Source organism: Duncaniella sp. (genome assembly GCF_029056165.1).
In the GTDB taxonomy this organism is placed as follows: Bacteria; Bacteroidota; Bacteroidia; order Bacteroidales; family Muribaculaceae; genus Duncaniella.
Genome location: NZ_JAIDBW010000039.1, coordinates 21,408 through 43,873 on the forward strand (window position 1 = coordinate 21,408; position 22,466 = coordinate 43,873).

The 22,466-nt window shown below is 48.7% G+C and carries 15 protein-coding genes; 5 read left to right on the forward strand and 10 right to left on the reverse strand.

The features are described from left to right. The first annotated feature begins 149 nt into the window (after positions 1-149). Together K2G41_RS09440 and rpmH are read left to right on the forward strand one after the other, a co-directional pair. Positions 150-653: a flavodoxin gene (locus K2G41_RS09440; protein WP_300117610.1), complete on the forward strand. Its 504-nt coding sequence runs from the start codon at positions 150-152 to the stop codon at positions 651-653. Positions 654-755: 102 nt separating this feature from the next. After that, positions 756-911, forward strand: coding sequence for a 50S ribosomal protein L34 (gene rpmH, locus K2G41_RS09445; RefSeq protein WP_107031019.1), 156 nt, complete (start codon positions 756-758; stop codon positions 909-911). Between the two features lie 268 nt (positions 912-1,179). On the opposite strand, the gene K2G41_RS09450 is transcribed toward rpmH, so the two are convergent. The 4 genes from K2G41_RS09450 to rsmG form a co-directional block, all read right to left on the reverse strand. Then, positions 1,180-1,785: a porin family protein gene (locus K2G41_RS09450; RefSeq protein ID WP_300117611.1), complete on the reverse strand. Its 606-nt coding sequence runs from the start codon at positions 1,783-1,785 to the stop codon at positions 1,180-1,182. Positions 1,786-1,928: 143 nt separating this feature from the next. Next, positions 1,929-3,833 carry a biotin/lipoyl-containing protein gene (locus K2G41_RS09455; protein ID WP_300117612.1) on the reverse strand — a complete coding sequence of 635 codons (1,905 nt, stop codon included), beginning with the start codon at positions 3,831-3,833 and terminating at the stop codon, positions 1,929-1,931. A gap of 249 nt (positions 3,834-4,082) precedes the next feature. After that, complete coding sequence (locus K2G41_RS09460; protein ID WP_300117613.1) at positions 4,083-4,724, reverse strand: MBL fold metallo-hydrolase; 642 nt, start codon at positions 4,722-4,724, stop codon at positions 4,083-4,085. Next, positions 4,721-5,341 carry a 16S rRNA (guanine(527)-N(7))-methyltransferase RsmG gene (rsmG, locus tag K2G41_RS09465; RefSeq protein WP_300117614.1) on the reverse strand — a complete coding sequence of 207 codons (621 nt, stop codon included), beginning with the start codon at positions 5,339-5,341 and terminating at the stop codon, positions 4,721-4,723. Before rsmG ends, K2G41_RS09460 begins: the two co-directional genes overlap by 4 nt. A gap of 162 nt (positions 5,342-5,503) precedes the next feature. Here rsmG and K2G41_RS09470 point away from each other — a divergent pair, with 162 nt between their 5' ends. Then, positions 5,504-6,355 carry a S1-like domain-containing RNA-binding protein gene (locus tag K2G41_RS09470; RefSeq protein WP_300117615.1) on the forward strand — a complete coding sequence of 284 codons (852 nt, stop codon included), beginning with the start codon at positions 5,504-5,506 and terminating at the stop codon, positions 6,353-6,355. Between the two features lie 143 nt (positions 6,356-6,498). Here the strand turns inward: K2G41_RS09470 and K2G41_RS09475 are convergent, their stop codons facing one another. The 6 genes from K2G41_RS09475 to K2G41_RS09500 all read right to left on the reverse strand — a co-directional run bounded on the left by K2G41_RS09475 (position 6,499) and on the right by K2G41_RS09500 (position 13,972). Next, positions 6,499-8,502 carry an ABC-F family ATP-binding cassette domain-containing protein gene (locus K2G41_RS09475; protein ID WP_300117616.1) on the reverse strand — a complete coding sequence of 668 codons (2,004 nt, stop codon included), beginning with the start codon at positions 8,500-8,502 and terminating at the stop codon, positions 6,499-6,501. 145 nt (positions 8,503-8,647) lie between these two features. Beyond that, entirely contained in the window at positions 8,648-9,262 is a 615-nt protein-coding gene (locus K2G41_RS09480; RefSeq protein ID WP_300117617.1) for a helix-turn-helix transcriptional regulator, read from the reverse strand. 1,031 nt (positions 9,263-10,293) lie between these two features. Beyond that, positions 10,294-11,325 carry a UDP-glucose 4-epimerase GalE gene (galE, locus tag K2G41_RS09485; RefSeq protein WP_300117618.1) on the reverse strand — a complete coding sequence of 344 codons (1,032 nt, stop codon included), beginning with the start codon at positions 11,323-11,325 and terminating at the stop codon, positions 10,294-10,296. A 92-nt stretch (positions 11,326-11,417) separates the two neighbouring features. After that, positions 11,418-12,368, reverse strand: a complete 951-nt coding sequence (locus K2G41_RS09490; RefSeq protein WP_300117619.1) for a GNAT family N-acetyltransferase — start codon at positions 12,366-12,368, stop codon at positions 11,418-11,420. 91 nt (positions 12,369-12,459) lie between these two features. Then, on the reverse strand, positions 12,460-13,272 hold the full coding sequence (locus tag K2G41_RS09495) for a 1-acyl-sn-glycerol-3-phosphate acyltransferase (protein WP_300117620.1): 813 nt from the start codon (positions 13,270-13,272) through the stop codon (positions 12,460-12,462). Positions 13,273-13,282: 10 nt separating this feature from the next. Then, on the reverse strand, positions 13,283-13,972 hold the full coding sequence (locus K2G41_RS09500) for an RluA family pseudouridine synthase (protein WP_300117621.1): 690 nt from the start codon (positions 13,970-13,972) through the stop codon (positions 13,283-13,285). 310 nt (positions 13,973-14,282) lie between these two features. Between K2G41_RS09500 and ruvA the strand changes: the two genes are divergently transcribed. Further along, a complete protein-coding gene (ruvA, locus tag K2G41_RS09505; RefSeq protein WP_300117622.1) occupies positions 14,283-14,876 on the forward strand; it encodes a Holliday junction branch migration protein RuvA in 594 nt (197 codons plus the stop codon). Between the two features lie 102 nt (positions 14,877-14,978). Beyond that, on the forward strand, positions 14,979-22,430 hold the full coding sequence (gene sprA / locus K2G41_RS09510; RefSeq protein WP_300117623.1) for a cell surface protein SprA: 7,452 nt from the start codon (positions 14,979-14,981) through the stop codon (positions 22,428-22,430). The last annotated feature ends 36 nt before the right edge of the window (positions 22,431-22,466 follow it).

The following is a 22,466-nucleotide window of genomic DNA, read 5'->3' on the forward strand; positions in this document are numbered from 1 at the left end:
AACGAACCTAATTATGCCATGAACGTTAATATTATGTACCCGGATTGAAGAAAAATATAGACAATCCATACGAAAGTGAAAACGATCTCAATTCATTACTAAGAAAGACATACACAACGTAAGTTTAACAACATTTATTCAAAGATACAATGAAAAAGATAGGTATATTCTACGGTTCGACTACCGGTACGACCCTCGAAGTAGCTCAGGAGATAGCGCGTCAGCTCGGTGTAAATCCTGAGGATGTCCATGACGTGGCCATTACTGCACCATCAGCTGTCGCTGACTACGATGTGCTCGTGATCGGTGCAAGCACATGGAATGCAGGTGACCTTCAGGAAGATATGGCGACATTCCTTGATGGACTGCAGGCTATTGACCTTGAAGGCATAGAGGTTGCTATATTCGGTTGCGGTGATGAATCGATGTCCGATACATTCTGTAATTCGGTAGGGGAGATCTATCATCGACTCCACGACACACGTGCGACATTCATCGCTCCATTCAATAATGACGGATATAAGTACAAACATACCGACAGTGACGTGCATGGTATGATCGTCGGGCTTTGCATTGACAATGTGAATCATCCGGAAGGGACACCTGCACGCGTAAAAGCATGGTGTGATGCCATAAAAGAAGAACTTGTGTAAAGAAAAGTGTTATAAAATGTGAAAACTATTTGCTCGTATGCGTTTTTATTCCTAAATTTGCACCTCGAATTATAGAATATCAAAAAGTAAACATATACGGCAATGAAAAGAACATTTCAACCTTCTAACAGAAAGAGAGTTAACAAGCACGGATTCCGTGCCCGCATGTCCACCCCCGATGGTCGTAAAGTCCTCGCACGTCGCCGCGCTAAAGGCCGTGCACGTCTGACAGTTTCCGACTCAATCGCCGGTAAGTAATCTGCTCTTTCAGCACAACTGATAAAAAGCCCGATGGGAGAAATCCCACCGGGCTTGGTTGGTTTAGGATGACTGGAAAAGCCTTGATAATATCCCCGGAGGGATTAAGATGGTGATTATTAGGAATTAACTGCCTATAATGCTCATTCAATAAAAAACTTCGGATGCTAATAAACAGCATCCGAAGTTTTTTATTGATGAATAAGTCGTTTTGGAAATATTCGAGCTTTCGCGTGAATTTCACACACTGTAAAATCCTGTAGGAATTTTAGAAATAGTAGCCGAGTGAGATAGTCCAGTAGCGGTTCTTGCCTTCAATACCGGCTTTCTCTGCGTCCGAGAAGGTAGTGATAGCCTTTGTGAGACCGAGACCGTAGCGAGCGTTGAGATCGACATGGCTGAAAAGCTGAACGCCAAAACCAAAGTTGAGTGCCCAGTCAACAGATTTATTTTTGAAAGCATTTTCGATATGACGACGGCTGGTGAGGAAAGATACGCTCGGACCTACGCCTACATAGGGGACAACGAACTTGCTGATCACCGGGAGACCGAATTTATACTTGATGTTGAGGGGAATTTCGATATAGTCTCGGTTGTCCTTAGCAGATGCGTTATTTTCCATGAATTTTGAGTTACGGCGGACATACATTGCTGAAAGGTCAGCAGAAATACCGATGACAGGTACAGTGAACTCCCCTGTGAAACCGGCGGTCCAACCGGTCTGATTGTCTGAGTTGACAACATCTTTATTGAAATGGAGATCATTGACGGTGAGTCCGACTCTGGGACCGAACTTGAACTGTGCCTGAGCAGGCATTGCTGACGCTCCAAGGATCATTACGAGCGTAATCAGGAGTGCTTTTACTGATTTCATGATAAGTAAAATAGTTGAAATTTTAATGTAATTGTGATAATAGTCTATTTAGTCATTGAAGCCCGGCAAGATGTGACACACTCATGCCACGACTTGCCGGGTTAAAGGTTGTATTTTCATTAAGCCATAAGTAGGAGGGGTGATCAGGCCTCAAATTCAATGAGCGGAGCATCGGTTGCAACTTGGGCATCTGTGCTGACCAACACGCGTTTCACCACTCCGTCATTTTCAGCCTCGACATCGTTTTCCATCTTCATTGCTTCATAAACAAGGACTACATCGCCCTTCTTTACTTTCTGACCGGGTTGAACCTTGATTTCAACAATGCGTCCGCACATAGGTGCACTTATGACCGGCCCTGTGATTGGCTCGACTTCAGCCACTGTTGTTTCAGTGATTTCCTCGACGGCAGGGGCTTTCTCGGCTTCCTCCTTTTTATATTCCTCGTCACGACGGCGACGGAGGAATCCTTTGGCAACCGCCGGGAGGAGTTCAAGAAGCAGATATTCCTCATTGTTGGAGGCAAGTTTCCTGCCTCCAAGCTCGGCTACCTCAGGATTTTCAGGCTTGGAATATTTGCTGACGTCATAGGGGCGTTCCTCCGGACTGCCCGTGATCTTCTCGCGGAATGCGGGATCGATAGCGACCGGAGTCCGGCCATATTCGCCTTTGACGAGCGAGATGAACTGATTGGATTTATTTGTGTAGTCCGGCTTGCCGTTTTTGCGGTCAAGTGCTACGAGCACAGCCTGATTACCGACAATCTGACTGGTCGGAGTGACGAGGGGGATCAGACCGGCGTCCCTGCGAACCATCGGGATCAGGCGCATCGCATCCTCAAGCAGATCTTCGCTCTTCAATTCGCGGAGCTGTGCCACCATATTAGAGTACATACCTCCGGGAACTTCGGCAGTCTTTACGAGTTCGTTGGGTTTCGGAAAACCGAAATAAGCCTCTATTTTATGACAAGCGTCGAGCAGGGCATTCTCGTCGCCGACTTTGGCAAATTCGATAGCACTATCGAAGAGAGCGAGCACATCCGGTGGAAGCTGATCCTTCAACGGATCGAACGGACGCTGCATGTCGTCACGGTGAAGGTCATACTGCGCAAGTGCTTTTCGGGCGTCAAGAAGTTCGTTGCGGATGCGACCGACGGCCTCCATGTTGACCTCGACCTCTACGCCCATGCGCTGACAGAAGAACCATATCAGTTCGATCGCGGGAGCGGCCGAGCCACCGCCAAACCACCAGATGTTGGTGTCGAGAATGTCAACACCATTAATGATGGCCATAAGTGACGATGCGAGACCGTAGCCGGGGGTACAGTGTGTATGGAAATCCACAGGCACTTTCACCGCCTGTTTGAGAGCGGAGATGATTGAGGCTGCACGGGCGGGATTGACAAGTCCTGCCATGTCCTTAAGCGTGATGATTTTTGCTCCGAGGGCCTCCATCTGCCGGGCTTTCTCCACAAAATATTCATCAGTGAAAATCTTCTCCTGCTTCTGCGAGCCGCCGAACATTGATTTCAGTTTGCCGAAAAATCCACCGCTGTTTTCATCCGTCTCTTCGGGCTTGGGATCGACAGTGTAGCAGACAGCACCGTCAGCTATGCCGCCAAGCTGATTGATGAGACGGATTGATTCCTTTACGTTGTCAATGTCATTGAGCGCATCGAAAATTCTCATTACGTTCAGGCCATTGTCAATCGCCTCTTTATAAAAGCCCTCAAGGACTGAATCGGGATAGGGGACATAGCCGAAAAGATTACGTCCGCGTGAAAGAGCTGAAAGCAATGCCTTCGGGTGTTCGCTCTTTGAGTCCATAGCCTTTGAGAAAATGCGCAGGCGTTCCCAAGGAGATTCGTCGAGATAACGCATCACAGAGTCAGGCACAGCTCCACCCCAGACTTCCATGATGTGGAAATTGGCATCTTCATAGAAGGGGAGAAGCTTGTTGATGGTCTCTTTATTCATGCGGGTTGCAAATAGTGATTGCTGCCCGTCGCGCAATGTCAAGTCGCGGATTTTAAGCTTTGGTCTTACCATAGTAATTTTGACTTTTAACGTGAGAGTGTCCGATGTGTCAGCCGAAAGTGATTCCGGTTACGGACAAGATCGGAATTGGTGATTATTTTGTGCGCAAAATTAGAGTTTCTTTTTTAATTAAGGAAAAAATTCTTTATTTATTTTGCGCAGAAAATTACAGTGAAAGTTCCCGCCGGATCAGTCTGGCCGGAGGAGAACCTGTCTTTGTTTTCGGTCGGTCAGACTCCTGTGGTTATACCAGTCAGATTCCTATTTTAAGAATGGATTGGAATTTCTCTCGTGGCCTATGGTGGTCTCGCCTCCATGACCCGACAATACGACGGTGGAATCAGGTAGCGTCAGGAGTTTGCGGCGGATCGAATCGATGAGCGTGGCGTAGTCGCCTTTCGGTAAGTCTGTCCTGCCGATTGAGCCGGGGAAAAGAGCATCACCGGTAATTACAAAGTTGGATTCAGGGCAGTAGAGCGCGATACTTCCGGGTGAATGACCGGGTACACTCAGGACTTCCATGTGTTCCTTGCCGAGAAAGATAGTATCACCATCATGAAGCTCGACGTCGATCTCACCGGGACGGAGTGACTCGTGGAGACCGAAACGTGATGCCTGCTCCGGGAGAGTCAGGGCAAGGAACTCATCAGATTTGTTAGCTTTGATCTCAAGACCATATTTTTCCTTTACATGCGCGTTACCGAAAATATGATCAAGATGGGAATGGGTGTTGATGAGCTGCGTTACTTTAAGCCTTTGCCGTTCGATAAAGCTGTCAAGAGCCTGTCGCTCCCTCTCATCGATCATGCCGGGATCAATAACGGCGGCTTCAGAAGATTCGGGGTCCCACACGACGTATGTGTTTACTCCGAACATATTGAATACAAATCTACTTACTTTCATATCTTAACGTAAATTAAATCCTTGGTCTTGAAATATTCCTCGCTGAAATAGTCGCTGAGCGGGACATCTATCAGCGGACGCTTGACGCGGCCAAGTTCGCTCGCAAGCTCTCCGCCTTTCAAACAAATCAGACCATTGGGAAGTTTGTTGCGGCTTTGACCTGCAACGTTGCGCGCACAGATTTTCACAAGTTCGTCAAGCTGCATTACCGCGCGCGATACAATATAGTCTGCCTTGAGTTTGCATTCGCCCATATCACCATGCTGGAAGCTTACGTTGTCGAGGCCGAGTTCCTCAGCTATAGCCGCGGCTACTTTTATCTTTTTACCGATACGGTCGATGAGGTGAAAACGGCATTCGGGCCAGAAGATGGCAAGGGGGATACCGGGAAAACCTCCGCCTGTGCCGAGATCGATCATTTGCGTACCGTCAATTGGGGTGATGAATTTTGCAATGGCAAGGGAGTGAAGTATATGATGGGAGTAAAGATTGTCGATGTCTTTACGTGATATGACGTTGATTTTCTCATTCCATTCGGGGTAAAGCTGTCCGAGTGCCGTGAAGCGTTCGATTTGCAGAGGCGAAAGGTTGGGAAAATATTTCAATAGTTCTTCCATGATTTTACAGGGGATGTTATAAAATGATGTAAAGTAATTTAACAATTGTGGATAGTAAAGCGTTTATCAGACGTAGGTGTGCATGCGTCTTGTTGCTCATCTGCAAAATTATAGGTAATTTATGAGATTTTGGCTAAATTTGCTGAAAAATAACACGAACCCATGTTAAAGATAGGAAAATACAATTCTCTGCAGGTGGCCCGGAATGTTGATTTCGGGGCTTACCTTACAGATGGCGAGGGAAATGAAGTGCTTCTCCCCGCACGTTACATCACAGTTCCGCTCCAGCCCGGCAATGAACTTGAAGTGTTTGTCTATAAAGATTCTGAAGATCGTCCGGTGGCCACGACGGAACGTCCGTTTGCCATTGTAGGTGAATTTGCCTATCTGCAGGTGACTCAGGTCAACAATATAGGTGCTTTCCTTGATTGGGGGCTTGTGGGCAAGGAATTGCTTGTCCCATACAGCGAGCAGAAATTGAAGCTGACAAGAGGGATGGTGGTGCTCGTCTATGTTTATCTCGATGATGCGACCAAGAGGGTTGTGGCCTCGGCAAAGATTGATAAGTTTCTCGGAAATAAATACCCGTCTTACAAAATCGGGGATAAGATCGAGGCTCTTGTGTATAAGCATACCGAACTTGGCTACAAGGCGGTTGTCGATAACCTCTTCCACGGTATGTTCTATGAGAATACTCTCTATAAACCGCTTGAGATCGGGAAGACGATCCATGCATACGTCAAGCAGGTGAGGGATGATGGAAAAATCGATCTTGTTCTGAGCGGTAGTCATGACGGCCGCGTCGATGAACTGATGAAGCGCATTGCCGGCCGTCTGAAACAGCAGCCGGAATATTTCCTCCCAATTTCCGACTCGGCATCACCTGAGACTATACGTGCCACTTTCCAATGTTCGAAGAAGGATTTCAAGAAGGCCATCGGCCATCTGTATCGTGAACGCAAGATTGTCATTACTGACGGTGGCATTCGTCTGATAGAAAATGGTGCGGAATAACCCGTCCCGTCAGTTCTGGTATTTGGCAAGATAGATTAATAAAATCGACTCCGGCATCCGATGTGTGATGATTGAATATCACAATCGGATGCCGGAGCTGATTTTATTATGTCAGAGGTACCGATAATTCCAGTCAATGGGAATTACTTGGAGATTTCATCAAATTCAATGGAGGCCAGTTCCCAGAGAGACATAGCATTTTCAAGCTGCTTCGTCGTGGAGGCATGGCGGTCATAGATATCGGCGGGAGGATTGCCCGCAGCAATGGTTGCTTCGATATCCGCTATCTCTTGTTCAAGACGTGAGATTTCGGCTTCGGCCTCCTCGACTTTTTTACGCGCCTTGCGGACAAGTTTTTCATGCTCGCGCTGTTCGGCATAGCTGAGTTTGCGGGTAGGTTGCTGGGCTGCGGGTGATCCGGAGTTGGTATCGGCGGTTTTGCTTGACTGCCCTGCATTTTTTTGTGTGGCCGTAGTGGATGTTTCCTTCTCCGCGTTGACGGGGCGGATAGTGTTGCGCTCAAGTTCGGTAAGCGAGGCGAGTTTCTTTTTTTCAAGGAACTCATAGATGCCACCGAGACATTCCTTGACCTGCCCGCCTCCGAATTCATAGACTTTCTCTACAAGGCCGTCGAGGAACTCACGGTCATGGCTGACAACGATCACCGTTCCGTTGAAGTCTTTGATGGCTTGCTTTAGAATATCCTTGGTTTTCATGTCGAGGTGGTTGGTTGGCTCGTCAAGGATAAGAAGATTGACCGGTTCAAGCAGAAGACGGATCATGGCGAGACGTGTGCGCTCGCCACCCGAAAGCACCTTTACTTTCTTATCGGAAGCTTCGCCTCCGAACATGAATGCTCCGAGTATGTCGCGAATCTTGGTGCGGATGTCGCCGACGGCCACACGGTCAATAGTGTCGAACACGGTCAGATCTTCGTCAAGAAGGGTAGCCTGATTCTGGGCAAAATAACCGATCTTGACATTATGGCCGATTTTAAGAGATCCTGAGAATGGGATCTCACCCATTATACACTTTACAAGGGTCGATTTACCTTCGCCGTTTTTTCCGACGAAAGCTACTTTTTCTCCGCGCTTGATGGTGAAGGTTGCATGATCGAACACCTGATGGTCACCGTAGGCTTTGCCTACATTGTCGGCAATGACAGGGTAGTCGCCCGAACGGGGGGCTGGGGGAAATTTAAGGTTGAGATGAGAAGTATCCACTTCATCGACCTCTATGCGTTCGATCTTGGCAAGCTGTTTGATTCGGCTTTGTACCTGAACGCTCTTCGTCGCCTTATAACGGAAACGCTCGATGAAATCCTCCGTTTCCTGTATCATTTTCTGCTGATTCTGGTAGGCGCGCATCTGCTGTTCGAGACGCTCCTGACGGAGGACGAGATATTTCGAATAGTTGACGGAATAATCGTAGATCTTTCCAAGCGAGATTTCGATGGTGCGGTTCGTCACATTATCGATGAACGCACGGTCGTGACTCACGAGGACCACGGCGTTGGCTTTAGTGATGAGGAAATTTTCAAGCCACTGGATCGACTCGATGTCGAGGTGATTGGTAGGTTCGTCCAGCAGGAGTACGTCAGGGCGTCGAAGAAGGATTTTAGCCAGCTCGATACGCATACGCCAGCCGCCTGAAAATTCCGAGGTAGGACGGTTGAAATCCGATCTAAGGAAACCGAGTCCGATCAGGGTCTTTTCCATTTCGGCTTCGAAATTGTCGCTCTGCTCCATGGCGAGTCTGTCGGTAAGGGAGGTCATGGATTCGATCAGTTCCTGATACGAGTCCGACTCGTAGTCCGTGCGGGTGAGCAATTGATTATTTATGTCGTCGAGCCGGGCTTTCATTTCATCGACATGGCTGAACGCACTCCTTACTTCATCGATCACGGTGGCCGTATCGCTGACTGTGATGTGCTGCGGCAGGTAGCCTACGGTGGTGTCGCGCGGCATGGCCACATTGCCGGAAGTAGGGGGCTGGAGTCCGGCAATGATCTTCAGCATCGTTGATTTTCCGGCGCCGTTCTTGCCGACAAGCGCAATCTTGTCTTTCGGATTAATAATGTATGATATGTTGTCGAAAAGGCATTTTGCACTGAACTCGACTTTGAGACTATTGATGGATATGCTCATCTTTGGCTGATTTGATTCAAATAAAAAAGCAGTCTGCAAAATTACTCAGAATCTTGCAGACTGCCAAAATGTGGTGTGACAGTCATTGGACTTGACAGCCGACCGGCACATGTGGCCGGGATAGGGGAGATGGGTCGGTGATCACCTATCTCATAAACGGGTGTCCGTGATTTGGGTCAGGAATGAATGACTCGTAGGTGCAATCATCATAATAGACCACTATTCCTGTGACACGTTTGCCGTTTCCGGCTTTCAAAGTGAATGAATTGGAATCCTGCTTATCTTTTTTATCGTTCTCGATTTCTTGAACGGGATTGTTAGTTGGGGGAGTGTCAAAATTGTCGGTTGGATTCTGTTGTTCAGATGATGTTGCGAAAGTGAATGTGTTTGCAGTTACGGATGTCTGATTTTTTTCTGCTGTTTCTGCTTGTAAATTTTCATTGAAGTCCACGGAGAAGTCAAGTCCTTGATCCTCCGGTTGTTCACTGACGTAAATATCGTTTTTTTGCTCATTTTGAGCCTCTGAGATTTCAATATTTGCGGAGTTTACCATACTTCCCTCGCCAAACATCAGCCATACGATGTTAAGGTCGGGGTAGGCGGAGTGTATCTTAGATATAATCTCATCGCTAACCTTTTTATTACGTCCAGCCAGCAACTGACTTCCGGTCGGACGAGGTATAGCACATTCATCGGCAAACTGCGTGACGCTGATTTGACGTGAATCAAGATAGTGTTTGAGTCTTGAAACAAGGTCCATAATGCAAACTTTTGGAAAGTTTCTATTTGTAATTGGATTGCAAATGTAATGATTTAATTTGTAAAATACAAATTTACGTTTGTAAAATAATAAATTTACGATCGAAACCAGCTATAGGTTGCATGAATTTGCAATTACAAAGATAAACTCGGCTGATTTTTGATTTGCAAACACGATATTAAAGTTATAATTGAGAATTAAACGCATAAAATGCCGAGAAATAAGCTTGTTATACTCGTTTGGTGTGAAAATAAGCAATAAACGGGTTGTTTTAACCGAATCGTCTTGATGCAGTTATATCTATTATTTAGATTAATTTCATATATACGCTGATAATCAATAGATTATTTTAATTGTTAATGAAATTTAACCTTAATAATAGGGCCTAAAATTTGAAATTGTAATTTCAACTTGTTTATGGTGGGGAATGAGAATTTCTATTGGAGATGTAATTAAATTTGCACTGATGATATCGATTTATGTAAATAACAAAAGCAAATAGTTGAATTTGCATTATGTAATTACGATTGTTATTGGTGATGATGTAAATGCAAATTGTAAATCTGTGGAGCTCAAATTTGCTATTTACTTTCTGAAACAAGTCTGTCAAACTATGAAGTTGCATTTGTAAAATGTGATTCTAAACATTTGTTTTAGGCGTAAAATCACTTTGTAACTCCTGAAATCCTCATGATATTCGCTGTTATAACAATCCTAAATTCAAAATTTCTCTTTCATAATAGGCTTATTTTCATTGAAAATCGATCTTTTAACGCAGGTTTTAAACTGATAAAGGTTCGTTAACGCTATGGCGGGAAAAATCCCGAAATTGTAATAAAATTGTATCATTTCCCAGTGCTCACCGTCCTATCCATTGTAACAAAACTGTATTAATATTTAGCTTCGTTACAGTTGATTATACATTTTTTCCGTTATAAAAAAATCGTCCTTCCGATTCAGAACCGGAAGGACGATTTTGTATAGTCTCTAAATTATTATTGATTCTTAGCTATATGATGGGTGTGTGCGTGCTACATGATTCCGCGTTCACGCAGGCGGCATTGCCATGCCCATGCAGAGCGCATTGTATCCTCAAGTGTTGATGTGGCTTTCCAGCCGAGCACTTCATTCGCGTAGGTAGGATTGGCCCATACCTTTTCAATGTCACCTGCACGGCGTCCTACGATCTTATGCGGGACTTTCACACCGGTTGCCTCCTCGAAGGTATTGATGAGTTCAAGGACTGACACGCCGTTGCCTGTTCCAAGGTTGAATATTTCGATCTTGGCTTCGCTCTTATCCTCAAGCATACGTTTCACCGCCAGTACATGAGCCTTTGCGAGATCGACCACATTAATATAGTCGCGTATGCAAGATCCGTCAGGAGTGTCGTAATCATCGCCGAATACGCTAAGCTCTTTACGGATGCCTATAGCTGTCTGTGTGAGATATGGAATCAAATTCTGAGGCACACCGTTGGGGAGCTCGCCGATCTCTGCGGAGGGATGTGCACCGACCGGATTAAAGTAACGGAGGATTACGCTCTTGAAAGGTGCGCCGGCATTGATGACGTCTGTGATGATTTCCTCGGAGATCTGCTTGGTGTTGCCGTAAGGGGAAGTTGCCTTTTTGATGGGCGACTGTTCGGTCACAGGATTCTCGTCAGGCTCTCCATAGACAGTGCATGATGATGAGAACACGATACCTTTGACATCATTTGGTGCCATGAGGTCAAGAAGGTTCATGAGGGTGTTGAGGTTGTTGCGGTAATAGAGGATCGGTTTCTGCATACTCTCCCCTACAGCCTTGGATGCAGCGAAATTTATTATGCCCTTTATGCCGGGGTAGTCGGCAAAAAGTTTGCGGAGTGTCTCGATATCGGTGCAGTCACCCTCTACGAAGTCAGGACGAATACCTGTGATGCGCTCAATGCCGTCGAGCACATCGCGGTTTGAATTTGAGAGATTGTCGATGATGACAACCGGATATCCGGCCTGTTGGAGTTCGACTACGGTGTGTGAGCCGATATAGCCCGTACCACCTGTAACTAAAATTCTGTTCATATATGAATACTGTTGATTATTTCTTGTATGAATACTGTTGATTATTTCTTGTCTATTGTACGTGTCAATTCCATCATTGCCTGACGTCCGCCTTATCCTACATGTGAATCATGTTGCGGTTTATACGAGCCGATGTGACGACGTTTCTTTTCCTCGAAAATGTCGGATATGGCAAAGAAAATACCGCTTTCCTCCACGTCACCGAATTCATCGTTTATGGCCGTACCAAACATTTTCATGGTCGGTGAAAGACTCATGTATGAATTGACCAGCGGCGGGATATTGAAGCCGTATTCACGTATTGCATGATTGAGGATCTTGTAGTCCTCCTTGAAATCATCCTCGGTGAAAATCCTGCTCATGGCCTCCGAGTCGATGCTCGTCGCACAGGGGCTGATCGGACGTACGAGCTCTTCCGTGTCCGGGAAATGCTTGTGAAGGAAGTAAAGGATCATGTCGCGGCATTCACGGTGATAATTGGGGTACATGGTCATTTTTCCGAACAGATACTTTATTTCGGGATAGACCACGGTGAGCGCGCCCAGTCCGTCCCAGAGATTGTCGAGCGCGAAGATTGCTTTCGCTCCTGCGCGTGAAGACTGGTATTCGAGTCGGACAAACGAGCGTCCGAGCTCTATGGTACAGGGAAGGTATTGCTCGATGAAACTCTTTGAGAAGTTGAACATGTGGCTCGTGGCTATCCGAGGACGACCGTTCTCATCAAGGCGGATGTCCTTGCCTATGATGAAACGATATCCTCCGAGGATCAGTTGTGATTCCGGATCCCACACGATCAACTGTCGGCATGGCGGATCCATAAGGTCAAACTCATCGATGTCACAGCTCTTGCCGGTGCCTCCACCGGCCGCACGGAATGCCAGTTCGCGCAGCCTGCCTATCTCGCGCATTGTGTTCGGACATTCGCGCCCATCCACAACATAAATTTCGTTCTGGCCTTTGTTTGTGACGCGTAGAAATCTGTCGTGCGTGAGTTCGGCTGCAATAAGTGAGCTGTCGATCGGGTCGATAATCTTTTCGGTCATGGGTTAGATCTTAAATAGATTGTCGTGAAAAGTGCGGGAGAGGATCATGGAGAGGACTAACGTTTAATAAGTTTGATTTTACGGGCGATCCTCAGCGTGCGAGACGATAGACTTCATCGCGGAGTGACGCTGCTTCAGATGCAGCCTCTTTTCCTCCGTGCAGGTTCTCCCAAGGAATGGGTTTACCTATGCTGATATCGAATGTTTTCCCCGCGCTTTCAAATACTTCACGGGGAAGCCGTATCATCTCGATGTTGAATTTCAGCCCAAGTTTGGTTCTTAATCGTGCAAATTTATAAAAAAACGATGAATTCTCACCACCAAAATGCACGGGAATTATATCCCGGCGTGAAGCGATGGCCTTATTTATCACCATTTTGTTCCATTTCAGGTCCGCAATCACACCGTCGTCACCTTTGCGTGAGACAAGACCGGCCGGAAACATCACTATAGGGGCATCGCTGTCAAAAGCGTCATCAAGGCTCTTGGCGGCATCGCGTGACTGCTTTCCGTGCTTGTTGACACCAAGGAAAATTGACCGCAGAGGCTCGACGAAAGTCAACAGATCGTTAACCACAAACTTTATGTCTTTCCGTCCGCCATACTGTCCGGAGACCATGTCGGCAAGGATCATGCCGTCGAGGCCACCGAGAGGATGATTGGAGACAATAATGACGCGGGTCTTGTCGGCCGGGAGTGAGCCATGCACATTATAGCTCACATTGAGGTCATCGATCACGCCACGGCAGAAATCCACCCCGGTTCTGTCAGCATTATGACTGAGGAGTTGATTGAGGCCGTCCTGACAGATTGTCTTTTCAAGCGTGTGTATAATGAAGCGTGGGATAAACCGATGATAGCCGGGGGCACGTTCGCGAAGCACCGAGTCTATGTCGATCTGCATAGGGCGATTCTTACTCTCCATCATTCTCCCTTATTTTGTCAAATGCTTGCCACAATGGATCGGATGGGAGTGGTGCAGTTACGTCGATCAACTGTCCGGACACCGGATGAGTGAAACGTATGCGACGTGCCATGAGTGATATTGAACCGTCAGGATTACTGCGCTTGTCACCGTATTTCAGATCACCCTTGATCGGACAACCTATTGCTGAAAGCTGAACGCGGATCTGATGCTTGCGTCCGGTTTCAAGCTTTACTTCTATGAGGTTGTAACGGTCCGACCGTCCGAGTAGCCGGTAGGAGAGAGCAGCTTTCTTTGATCCTTTTTTTTCAGTCAGTGAGGCATAGCTTTTGTTATTGCGTTCGGTAGTGGTTATGAAATGGACCAATCTTCCTTCGGGTGGTTCGGGAGTGTTTCGGCTCAGTGCCCAATAAGTCTTTTCGACCTCTCCGTTTCTGAACATGTCGTTGAGGCGAGTCAGTGCTTTTGAAGTCTTGGCAAAGACCACGAGGCCGCTTACCGGTCGGTCAAGACGATGGACCACACCGCAGAACACATTGCCCGGCTTGTTGTATTTTTCTTTAAGCCATGTCTTGACAGTCTCCACGAGGGGCTCGTCTCCGGTCTTGTCGCCTTGGACAATCTCACCCGGAGCTTTGTTCACGATGATTATATGGTTGTCCTCATAGACTACTTGCATAATTTCAGATCTTTTATGGGTTTTCCAACGGAGAGAAATAGGGCTTGTTATTGCAAAACTACAAAGAATAATTCAAACATACAAATGGAAGGTTCCTAATGAAAGCCTTAAATTATTCCGAATGTCCGTTTCTGAAAAAGTTTGACTTGTTTAGGAGACAATTTTTTCAGAAATAGATAAGGCCTTTATTCTTTATTGATGAAGATTTAATGATCTTGATGATAGAGCAAGGAATCGAACTTTTTGTGTCTTAATGACGCAGGATAACCGGAGTTTGATTATCTTTGCCAAAAAATAAAAGAACGGAATCATGCTTGAATATATAAAAGGTATAGCCACGGAGATCACTCCGACCTACGCAGTCATTGAGGCAAACTCAATAGGTTATCTCATTAATATTTCTATTGCCACATTTGAGGAAATCCAGCGTTCGGCGGGAGAATTGAAGGTGTTGCTTCATGAAGTGATCCGCGAGGATGCACATGTGCTTTACGGATTTGTTCGCCCGGAAGAGCGAGAGATGTTTCGTCTGCTCATCGGTGTGTCGGGAGTAGGCCCGGGCACGGCTATTCTTATACTATCATCAATCCCTGTTGTGGATTTGCAGGCCGTGATAGTTTCGGGAGATCATTCACGTTTGAAAAATGTGAAAGGCATCGGCGTAAAAACCGCACAAAGGATAATAGTTGATCTGAAAGATAAAATAAAACCTACCGATGCAACGTTATCTTTACAGCCCGATGCATCAAGCACCTACAGCGAAGTCTATGAGGAATCACTCGCTGCGCTTACGGCTCTCGGATTTGTACGCCAGCAGTCGCAGAAAGTGCTGAAGAGGATCTTCGATGCCGATCCTGCCATCAAGGTTGAGGTCGCTATCAAGAAGGCGTTGAGCATGATGTAAGGTCTCGTCCCGAAAATGCGCGGGGCTGTCATCGGGCAGTGTATTGAAAGGGGAGGGCCTCCGGGCTGATCCCAGACAATAATTCATCATAGATCTTTAGCCTTGACAGCCATAAAAAGACGGCGCAGAATAATCATTTCAGCATTGGTATTCGCCGGTGTGCTCAGCATAACGGCGGCCTCTGCCTTTTTTGCCTTCCCGCAATCGATCAATCCCGAATTTACGCCCCCTGCACCTGTTATACCTGCGCCTGCACCGGGGAGTGGAAGTGATTCAGTAGTCAATCTGTTTCCGGTGAGCCGGCCTATCCCTCAGAGTTATGAGGATCTGATGCAGCAGGAACTGGCCGCCGACTTGTCTAATCCGTCCAACATCACTACGGTCGCCGAGTTTGATCCGCAACTCGGCTATTACGTCATACGCACAAAACTGGGTGACTATGACATAACGACACCGTTTTATCTCACCCCTGCACAGTATGACCGATGGCAGACGCGCAAACAGATGCAGGAATATTTCAATCAGCGCAACTCCGAAGCAATCACGAAGCCTGATAAAGAACCATTCAACATTCTTGACATGAACTTCGCGCTCGGACCGCTCGAAAAGATTTTCGGGCCGGGCGGAGTGCAGCTCAAGACACAGGGTTCGGTCAACATATCCACCGGTGTCAAGACCAATAAGACAGATAATCCGGCTCTGTCGCTCAACTCGCGCAGAAAGACCTATTTTGATTTTGATCAGAAGATACAGGCCACGGTTGCGGCATCGGTAGGTGACCGCATGAAATTCAACATGACCTACAACACGGATGCGACCTTTGATTTCGATACGAAGAATCTCAAACTTGCTTACGAGGGTAAGGAGGATGACATAGTGAAATCAATTGAAGCCGGCAATGTGTCCATGACAACCGGATCGTCACTCATCCGGGGAAGTACCGCGCTATTCGGTATGAAGACAAAACTGCAGTTCGGCAAACTGACCGCGACAGCTCTCGTGTCGCAGCAGAATTCCCAATCGACATCCGTAAGTTCGAAGGGTGGCGCGCAGACTACTGAATTTACTGTGAAGGCCGACAACTATGATGCAAACCGTCATTTCTTCCTCGGACATTATTTCCGTGACAACTATGATTCGTTTGCATCGAAGTTGCCGTTCGTGTCGTCCGGTATAAAGATCACACGCATTGAGGTGTGGATCACCAACCGCAACTCGCGCTTCGACCAGAGCCGCAACTTCGTCGCCTTTATGGACCTTGGCGAGAGCAGTCATACGGCTAATTCATACTGGCAGACTGATCCGGCCTATCCACAGCCGTCCAACCTGTCAAACAATCTTCTCTCTGTCATCAAGGAAGACTACCCCGGAGCGCGAAATATCAACACCGTAACTCAGGCACTCAGTCCGCTCAACGCTTACGGAATAGAGGGCGGAATCGACTACGAAAAAGTAGAATCCGCCCGACTTCTGTCGTCGTCGGAATACACGCTGAACAGTACTCTCGGCTACATCTCGCTTAAAAGCGCGCTTGCTGCCGATGAGGTGCTCGGTGTGGCATACGAATATACATACAACGGTAAGGTCTATCAGGTAGGAGAGTTCTCGGCTGACATCACTACGACTGACCAGTCGCTCTATCTGAAAATGCTTAAATCGACCACTGTCGCTCCCCGCCTCCCGATGTGGGATCTCATGATGAAGAATGTCTATTCGCTCGGAGCGACAATGATTCAGAAGCAGAATTTCCGCCTCAACATCAAATATCTCAGCGACACGACCGGAACGGAGATCAACTATCTGCCCATTCCGTCCATCTCAAACGTCCCGCTGCTTCAGGTGATGAATCTTGACCGTATTGACTCCAACGAGGCGTCGAACCCCGACGGATTCTTTGACTTCATCGAGGGTTACACTGTCCTTTCTTCCCAAGGCAAGATTATATTCCCTGTAGTCGAACCGTTCGGCACGAATCTGGAGAAGAAAATAGGTAATCCTTCGTTGGCCGAACCTTATCTCTATCAGCAGCTCTATGATTCGACGCAGATTGTGGCCCGACAGTTTGCCGACAGGAATAAATTTGTGCTCACCGGACGCTATCAGGCATCGGCCGGAGGATCGCAGATACGTCTCAATGCTTTCAATGTCCCCCGTGGATCGGTTGTAGTTACAGCCGGCGGAGTAGTGCTTACCGAGAATAGTGACTATACCGTCGATTATGCCATGGGTGTGGTCACCATTACCAATCAGAGCATCATTGACTCCGGACAGAGTATCAACGTCTCGCTTGAAGATCAGTCACAGTTCTCCATGCAACGCAAGACCCTCCTCGGACTTGACCTGAACTATCAGTTCAACAAGGACTTCAATGTAGGAGCTACCATCATGCACTTTTCCGAAAAGGCAATGACCGAAAAGGTGGAGATCGGCAATGAGGTGGTCAATAATACAATCTGGGGACTGAACATGCAGTACAACACCCGCTTCATGTGGCTGACCAACCTCCTCAACAAAATTCCTACGGTCAATGCCGTTCAACCATCGACAATGAGTCTGCAGGCTGAATTTGCCAACCTCATTCCCCATAAGCAAAAGAGTGGAAGTAACCGTGGATCGTCCTATATAGACGATTTCGAGTCTGCGCAGTATGGTATAGACCTGCGCTCGCCATATTCATGGTTCCTCGCATCTACACCCTACGATCCGTCGGGCGACGCGCTTTTCCCCGAAGCCGCATTGTCCAACGATGTGGCCTACGGCAAGAACCGCGCGCTTCTCAACTGGTACTTCATCGACCGCATGTTCACAGCCCGCAATTCATCCCTTTGTCCGGGTTACATAAAGAGCGACACCAAGCAGCTCAATAATCCTTACGTGCGCGAGATCTATACATACGAAGTATTCCCCGGCCGTCAGCAGACCTATGGGGAGTCCAATACTATACAGACCCTCAACCTCTCATTCTATCCCACGGAGCGCGGACCTTACAATCTTGACGCTACTGACATCGACGATCAGGGCAATCTCCTTAACCCCGAACGTCGTTGGGGCGGTATCATGCGAAAGATGGACAACACCAATTTCGATGCGTCGAATATCGAATATGTACAGTTCTGGATGCTTTCGCCATTCCTTGATCCCGAAAATGACAATCTTTCGGGCGGTGACCTCTATCTGAACTTCGGCGAGCTTTCGGAGGATATCCTCAAGGACGGTCTCAAGAGCTATGAAAACGGTATCCCTGTAGATGGCAACGATGAATATCTCCAAAGCACCGTCTGGGGCAAAGTGTCGTCACAGAACTCACTGACCTACGCGTTTGACAACAATACCAGCTCGCGTCTGCCGCAGGACGTGGGTCTCGACGGACTCATAAACGAAGCCGAGTTTGGATTCTCGTCATATTCCGATTATCTCGACAGACTCCGCTCTAAACTGTCTCCCTCGGCTATCGAACGAATGCAGGCTGATGCTTTCTCGCCGTTCAACGACCCTGCGGGTGATAACTATCACTTCTTCCGTGGATATGACTACGACGAGCAGCGTCTCGGTGTGCTCGAACGCTACAAACGTTACAATGGTGTTGAGGGCAACTCGCTATCACCGCAGGACGCGCCCGATCCGCTCTATCAGTCATCACGCGCGCTGCCCGATGTCGAGGACATCAATCAGGACAATACGCTCAACGAATATGAACGCTATTTCCAGTACAAGATATCAATCCGCCCGGAGGATCTTGTGGTAGGCAAGAACTATATTACCGACAAGCAGGTGTCACTCGTCCCCAACAGCGACGGCACTCCGCAGGAGATGGTGTGGTATCAGTTCAAGATACCCTTGAGCGACTATCAGAAAGTGGTTGGTAATATCACCGACTTCTCCACCATACGTTTCGCCCGCATGTTCATGACAGGTTTCAAGGCTGTCACACACTTGCGCTTCGCCACATTTGAACTTGTGCGCGGTGACTGGCGACCCTATCAGTTCAACCTCAACACCCGTGGCGATGCTCCGGCCGAAGGTCAGCTTGATGTGTCGGTGGTCAACATAGAGGAAAATTCTGACCGCGAACCTATCAACTACGTTCTGCCTCCCGGCGTGACGCGCATCACTGATCCGAGCCAGCAGCAGATCGTGCAGCTCAACGAGCAATCGATGTCGCTCAAAGTTACAGGTCTCCAGCCGGGCGACGGCCGCGGTGTCTATCGCAACACCCAGCTCGACCTGCGCAACTATAAGCGGATGCAGATGTGGGTCCACGCTGAAAAACTGATCGACGATCTCACTAACCTCCGGTCAGGTGAAGTCTCAGTCTTCATCCGTCTCGGTTCTGATGTCCGCAGCAACTTCTATGAGTATGAGATACCGCTCGAACTGACACCGTTCGGCACCTACGCGCAGGATGGTTCCGACCGTCAGATCGTGTGGCCGCGCAGTAACTATATGGACTTTGATCTCCAGAGCCTCGTCAATCTTAAAAAGGAACGTAACCGTGCCAAGAACGAGCATCAGCCCGGAGTGGGCTTCGGTACACTTTTCACCGGCCGCGATCCTGATAACGAGCGCAACCGCATGGCAGTGATGGGTAACCCGTCGCTCAGCGATGTGCGCGTGATGCTCGTCGGTGTCCGCAACAATGCATCGACTGTCAAGGATGCGATCGTGTGGCTCAACGAACTTAAAGTTACCGATTTCGAGAGTGAGGGTGGTTGGGCTGCCAAAGCCAATCTCAATGTCGGTGTTTCAGACATCGCAACGCTCAATGTCGGTGCACACATCGAGACCGCCGGATTCGGTTCGGTGGATCAGTCGCTCAACTCACGCCGTATGGACGATTACGAGCAGTACAACGTCGCCATGCAAGTTGATGCCGGACGTTTCCTCCCTGAAAAGGTCAAGCTACGTGCCCCGATCTACTATTCTGTGTCGAAGGAGCGCATCACACCCAAATACAATCCTCTTGATCAGGATGTGAAGCTCAAGGACGCGCTTGACGCATGCACCACCGAGGCGCAGAAGGATTCCATACGTGCATTCGCCGTGGAAAATACCACCGTCAAAAGCTTCTCCATCTCAGGTCTGAAATTCGATGTGAAGTCCAAGAATCCCATGCCTTGGGATCCCGCTAACTTCACCTTCAATTTCTCTTTCAACAAGCAGGCCAAGACCGATCCGACCACAGAGTATGAAAACACCAACGACTACCGCGGATCGTTCCAGTACTCCTACACGCCATACGTCAAAGGTCTGCGTCCTTTCTCCTTCATCAAAAGTAAGTCCAAACATGCGCGCTTCCTGAAGGAGTGGGAGCTGAACTATCTCCCCACCAACATCTCTTTCCTCACGACGATGTCGCGCTACTATTACGAACTTCAGACCCGATCGGAGACCGATGTCGATTTCCAGCTCCCTGTGTCGGTCAGCAAGAATTTCATCTGGGATCGTCAGCTTGCTCTCAACTGGAATCTCACCAAGTCACTCTCCGTCAATTTCAACAGCAACACCTCCGCACGAATTGACGAGCCTCTCGGCGCTGTCAACCGCAAGCTGTTCCCTGACCGCTACAAGGAGTGGAAGGACACCGTCATGCAGAGCATCTTCCGTCTCGGCACTCCGTGGAGCTACAATCAGAGTTTCGTCGTTAGCTACCGTGCGCCGTTCAGCCGTATCCCGGTGCTCGACTGGCTCACCGGCAACGCTTCCTACAACGCTACATACCGCTGGGATCGCGGTGCGGAGATCGACGGGGTGAAGATGGGTAACTCCATTGCGAATCAGGCTTCGTGGAACGTCGATGGCCGCGTGAATTTCGAGACGCTTTACAACAAGTGGGGCTACACAAAGAAGGTCAACCAGCGTTTTCAGGCACGCCGCACACAGACCGCTCCCAAGAAAGCCAAGAAGTTCGAGCGGACATACGCACTGCTTCCCGACACCACTCTCAATATCCGCCACAATCTCCGTAACACCAAGGTGAAAGTTACAGCCGTGACGACCGACGGCAAGCCATTCCGCGTTACCCACAAGGTGGTCGATGCTAACAACATCACCATCCTCACACGTGGCAAGGACAACATACGTTTCACTGTCGAGGAGATCCTGAAGGAGGACAAGTCGATATGGCGTGAGATAGGGGAGTACGGCACACGTTTCCTCATGTCGCCACGTGCGGCATCGCTGCGCTTCCGCTCCACCCACTCGCTTTCGCTCCCGCTTTTCCGCCCCGACATAGGCAACGTCTTCGGCCAGTCGCGCAGCTACGGTCCGATGTCGCCCGGTCTTGACTTCGCATTCGGTTTCGCCGGTGAGAACTATGTCGATAAGGCTATGCGCCGCGGATGGCTCATCACTGACGACGGGCAGACATCGCCGGCTATCTTCTCGCGCACCAACGAACTTAACATGGAGCTGACGCTCGAACCAATCCGCGGCCTTAAAGTGGTTCTTACCACCAACCGCACCGACAACCGCACGCGCTCCACCCAGTTCATGTATGACAACATGCCCACATCGCTTGCCGGATCATACACCAAGACCCACGTGGCCTTCCGCACCGCGCTCAAGCATTTCAAGGCCGACAACGGTTACGAATCGTCGGCTTTCAACGACTTCCTCGCCAACATCCCGGTCATCACCGAGCGTGTCCGCGGCGAATACAGCGGGCTTGACTACCCGATGGGCGGTTTCATGGACGGCAACATAAATGCCGGTAATCCCTTCAATCCTGAAGTGGGTGATGTCAGCCCGACAAGTTCCGACATACTTATCCCCGCCTTCCTCGCGGCCTATACGGGCACTAATCCGCGCAAGCAGTATCTGACACCTTTCCCGTCGTTTGCCGACGCGCTCCCCAACTGGCGCGTAACCTACGACGGCCTGATCTACATCGGCAACCTGCGCAATATCTTCAAGTCATTCACGCTCAGCCACGCCTACCAGTGCACGTATTCCGTCGGGTCATACTCGTCGTATCTCAACTGGATGAGTGCCGATGGCGGTGACCTCGGCTTCACCATCGACGAGCTGACGGGTAATCCTATCCCGACTTCGCCTTACAACATCTCCTCCGTGGCCATCACCGAGAAGTTCGCACCGCTGATCGGCGCGGCCGTGACGCTGAAAAATGACCTCACGCTTTCGGCTGAGTACCGCGACGCGCGCACACTGACGCTCAATACCTCCGCCGGACAGGTTGTCGAGGCTAATCAGCGCGGCATGACTTTCGGGCTCGGCTACAAGATTGTAGGTTTCAACACCGTGCTGAAGATGAAAGGATCGGGTCGCGGTATATCAAACGACTTGACGCTCAACGCCGACTTCAACTTCTCGGAGACACAGGCCCTGATCCGACGCATAGAGACTGCCTACACTCAGGCAACGTCGGGCACACAGACTCTGACCCTCAACTTCACAGCTTCCTACGTGATGTCGCGCCGTCTGACGCTCGGAGCGTTCTTTGACCATCAGGTCAACACCCCGATTGTCTCCTCGACAGCCTATCCCACCACCAACAGCTCTTTCGGTTTCAACATCAACCTATCACTCGCCCGCTGATCTCCCCTTCATTCCACGAGTATATAATACACGAGT

Coding starts and splice junctions, on each gene's coding strand:
- K2G41_RS09440 (WP_300117610.1), top strand. CDS start 150: ATGAAAAAGATAGGTATATTCTACGGTTCGACTACCGGTACGACCCTC.
- rpmH (WP_107031019.1), top strand. CDS start 756: ATGAAAAGAACATTTCAACCTTCTAACAGAAAGAGAGTTAACAAGCAC.
- K2G41_RS09450 (WP_300117611.1), bottom strand. CDS start 1,785: ATGAAATCAGTAAAAGCACTCCTGATTACGCTCGTAATGATCCTTGGA.
- K2G41_RS09455 (WP_300117612.1), bottom strand. CDS start 3,833: ATGGTAAGACCAAAGCTTAAAATCCGCGACTTGACATTGCGCGACGGG.
- K2G41_RS09460 (WP_300117613.1), bottom strand. CDS start 4,724: ATGAAAGTAAGTAGATTTGTATTCAATATGTTCGGAGTAAACACATAC.
- rsmG (WP_300117614.1), bottom strand. CDS start 5,341: ATGGAAGAACTATTGAAATATTTTCCCAACCTTTCGCCTCTGCAAATC.
- K2G41_RS09470 (WP_300117615.1), top strand. CDS start 5,504: ATGTTAAAGATAGGAAAATACAATTCTCTGCAGGTGGCCCGGAATGTT.
- K2G41_RS09475 (WP_300117616.1), bottom strand. CDS start 8,502: ATGAGCATATCCATCAATAGTCTCAAAGTCGAGTTCAGTGCAAAATGC.
- K2G41_RS09480 (WP_300117617.1), bottom strand. CDS start 9,262: ATGGACCTTGTTTCAAGACTCAAACACTATCTTGATTCACGTCAAATC.
- galE (WP_300117618.1), bottom strand. CDS start 11,325: ATGAACAGAATTTTAGTTACAGGTGGTACGGGCTATATCGGCTCACAC.
- K2G41_RS09490 (WP_300117619.1), bottom strand. CDS start 12,368: ATGACCGAAAAGATTATCGACCCGATCGACAGCTCACTTATTGCAGCC.
- K2G41_RS09495 (WP_300117620.1), bottom strand. CDS start 13,272: ATGCAGATCGACATAGACTCGGTGCTTCGCGAACGTGCCCCCGGCTAT.
- K2G41_RS09500 (WP_300117621.1), bottom strand. CDS start 13,972: ATGCAAGTAGTCTATGAGGACAACCATATAATCATCGTGAACAAAGCT.
- ruvA (WP_300117622.1), top strand. CDS start 14,283: ATGCTTGAATATATAAAAGGTATAGCCACGGAGATCACTCCGACCTAC.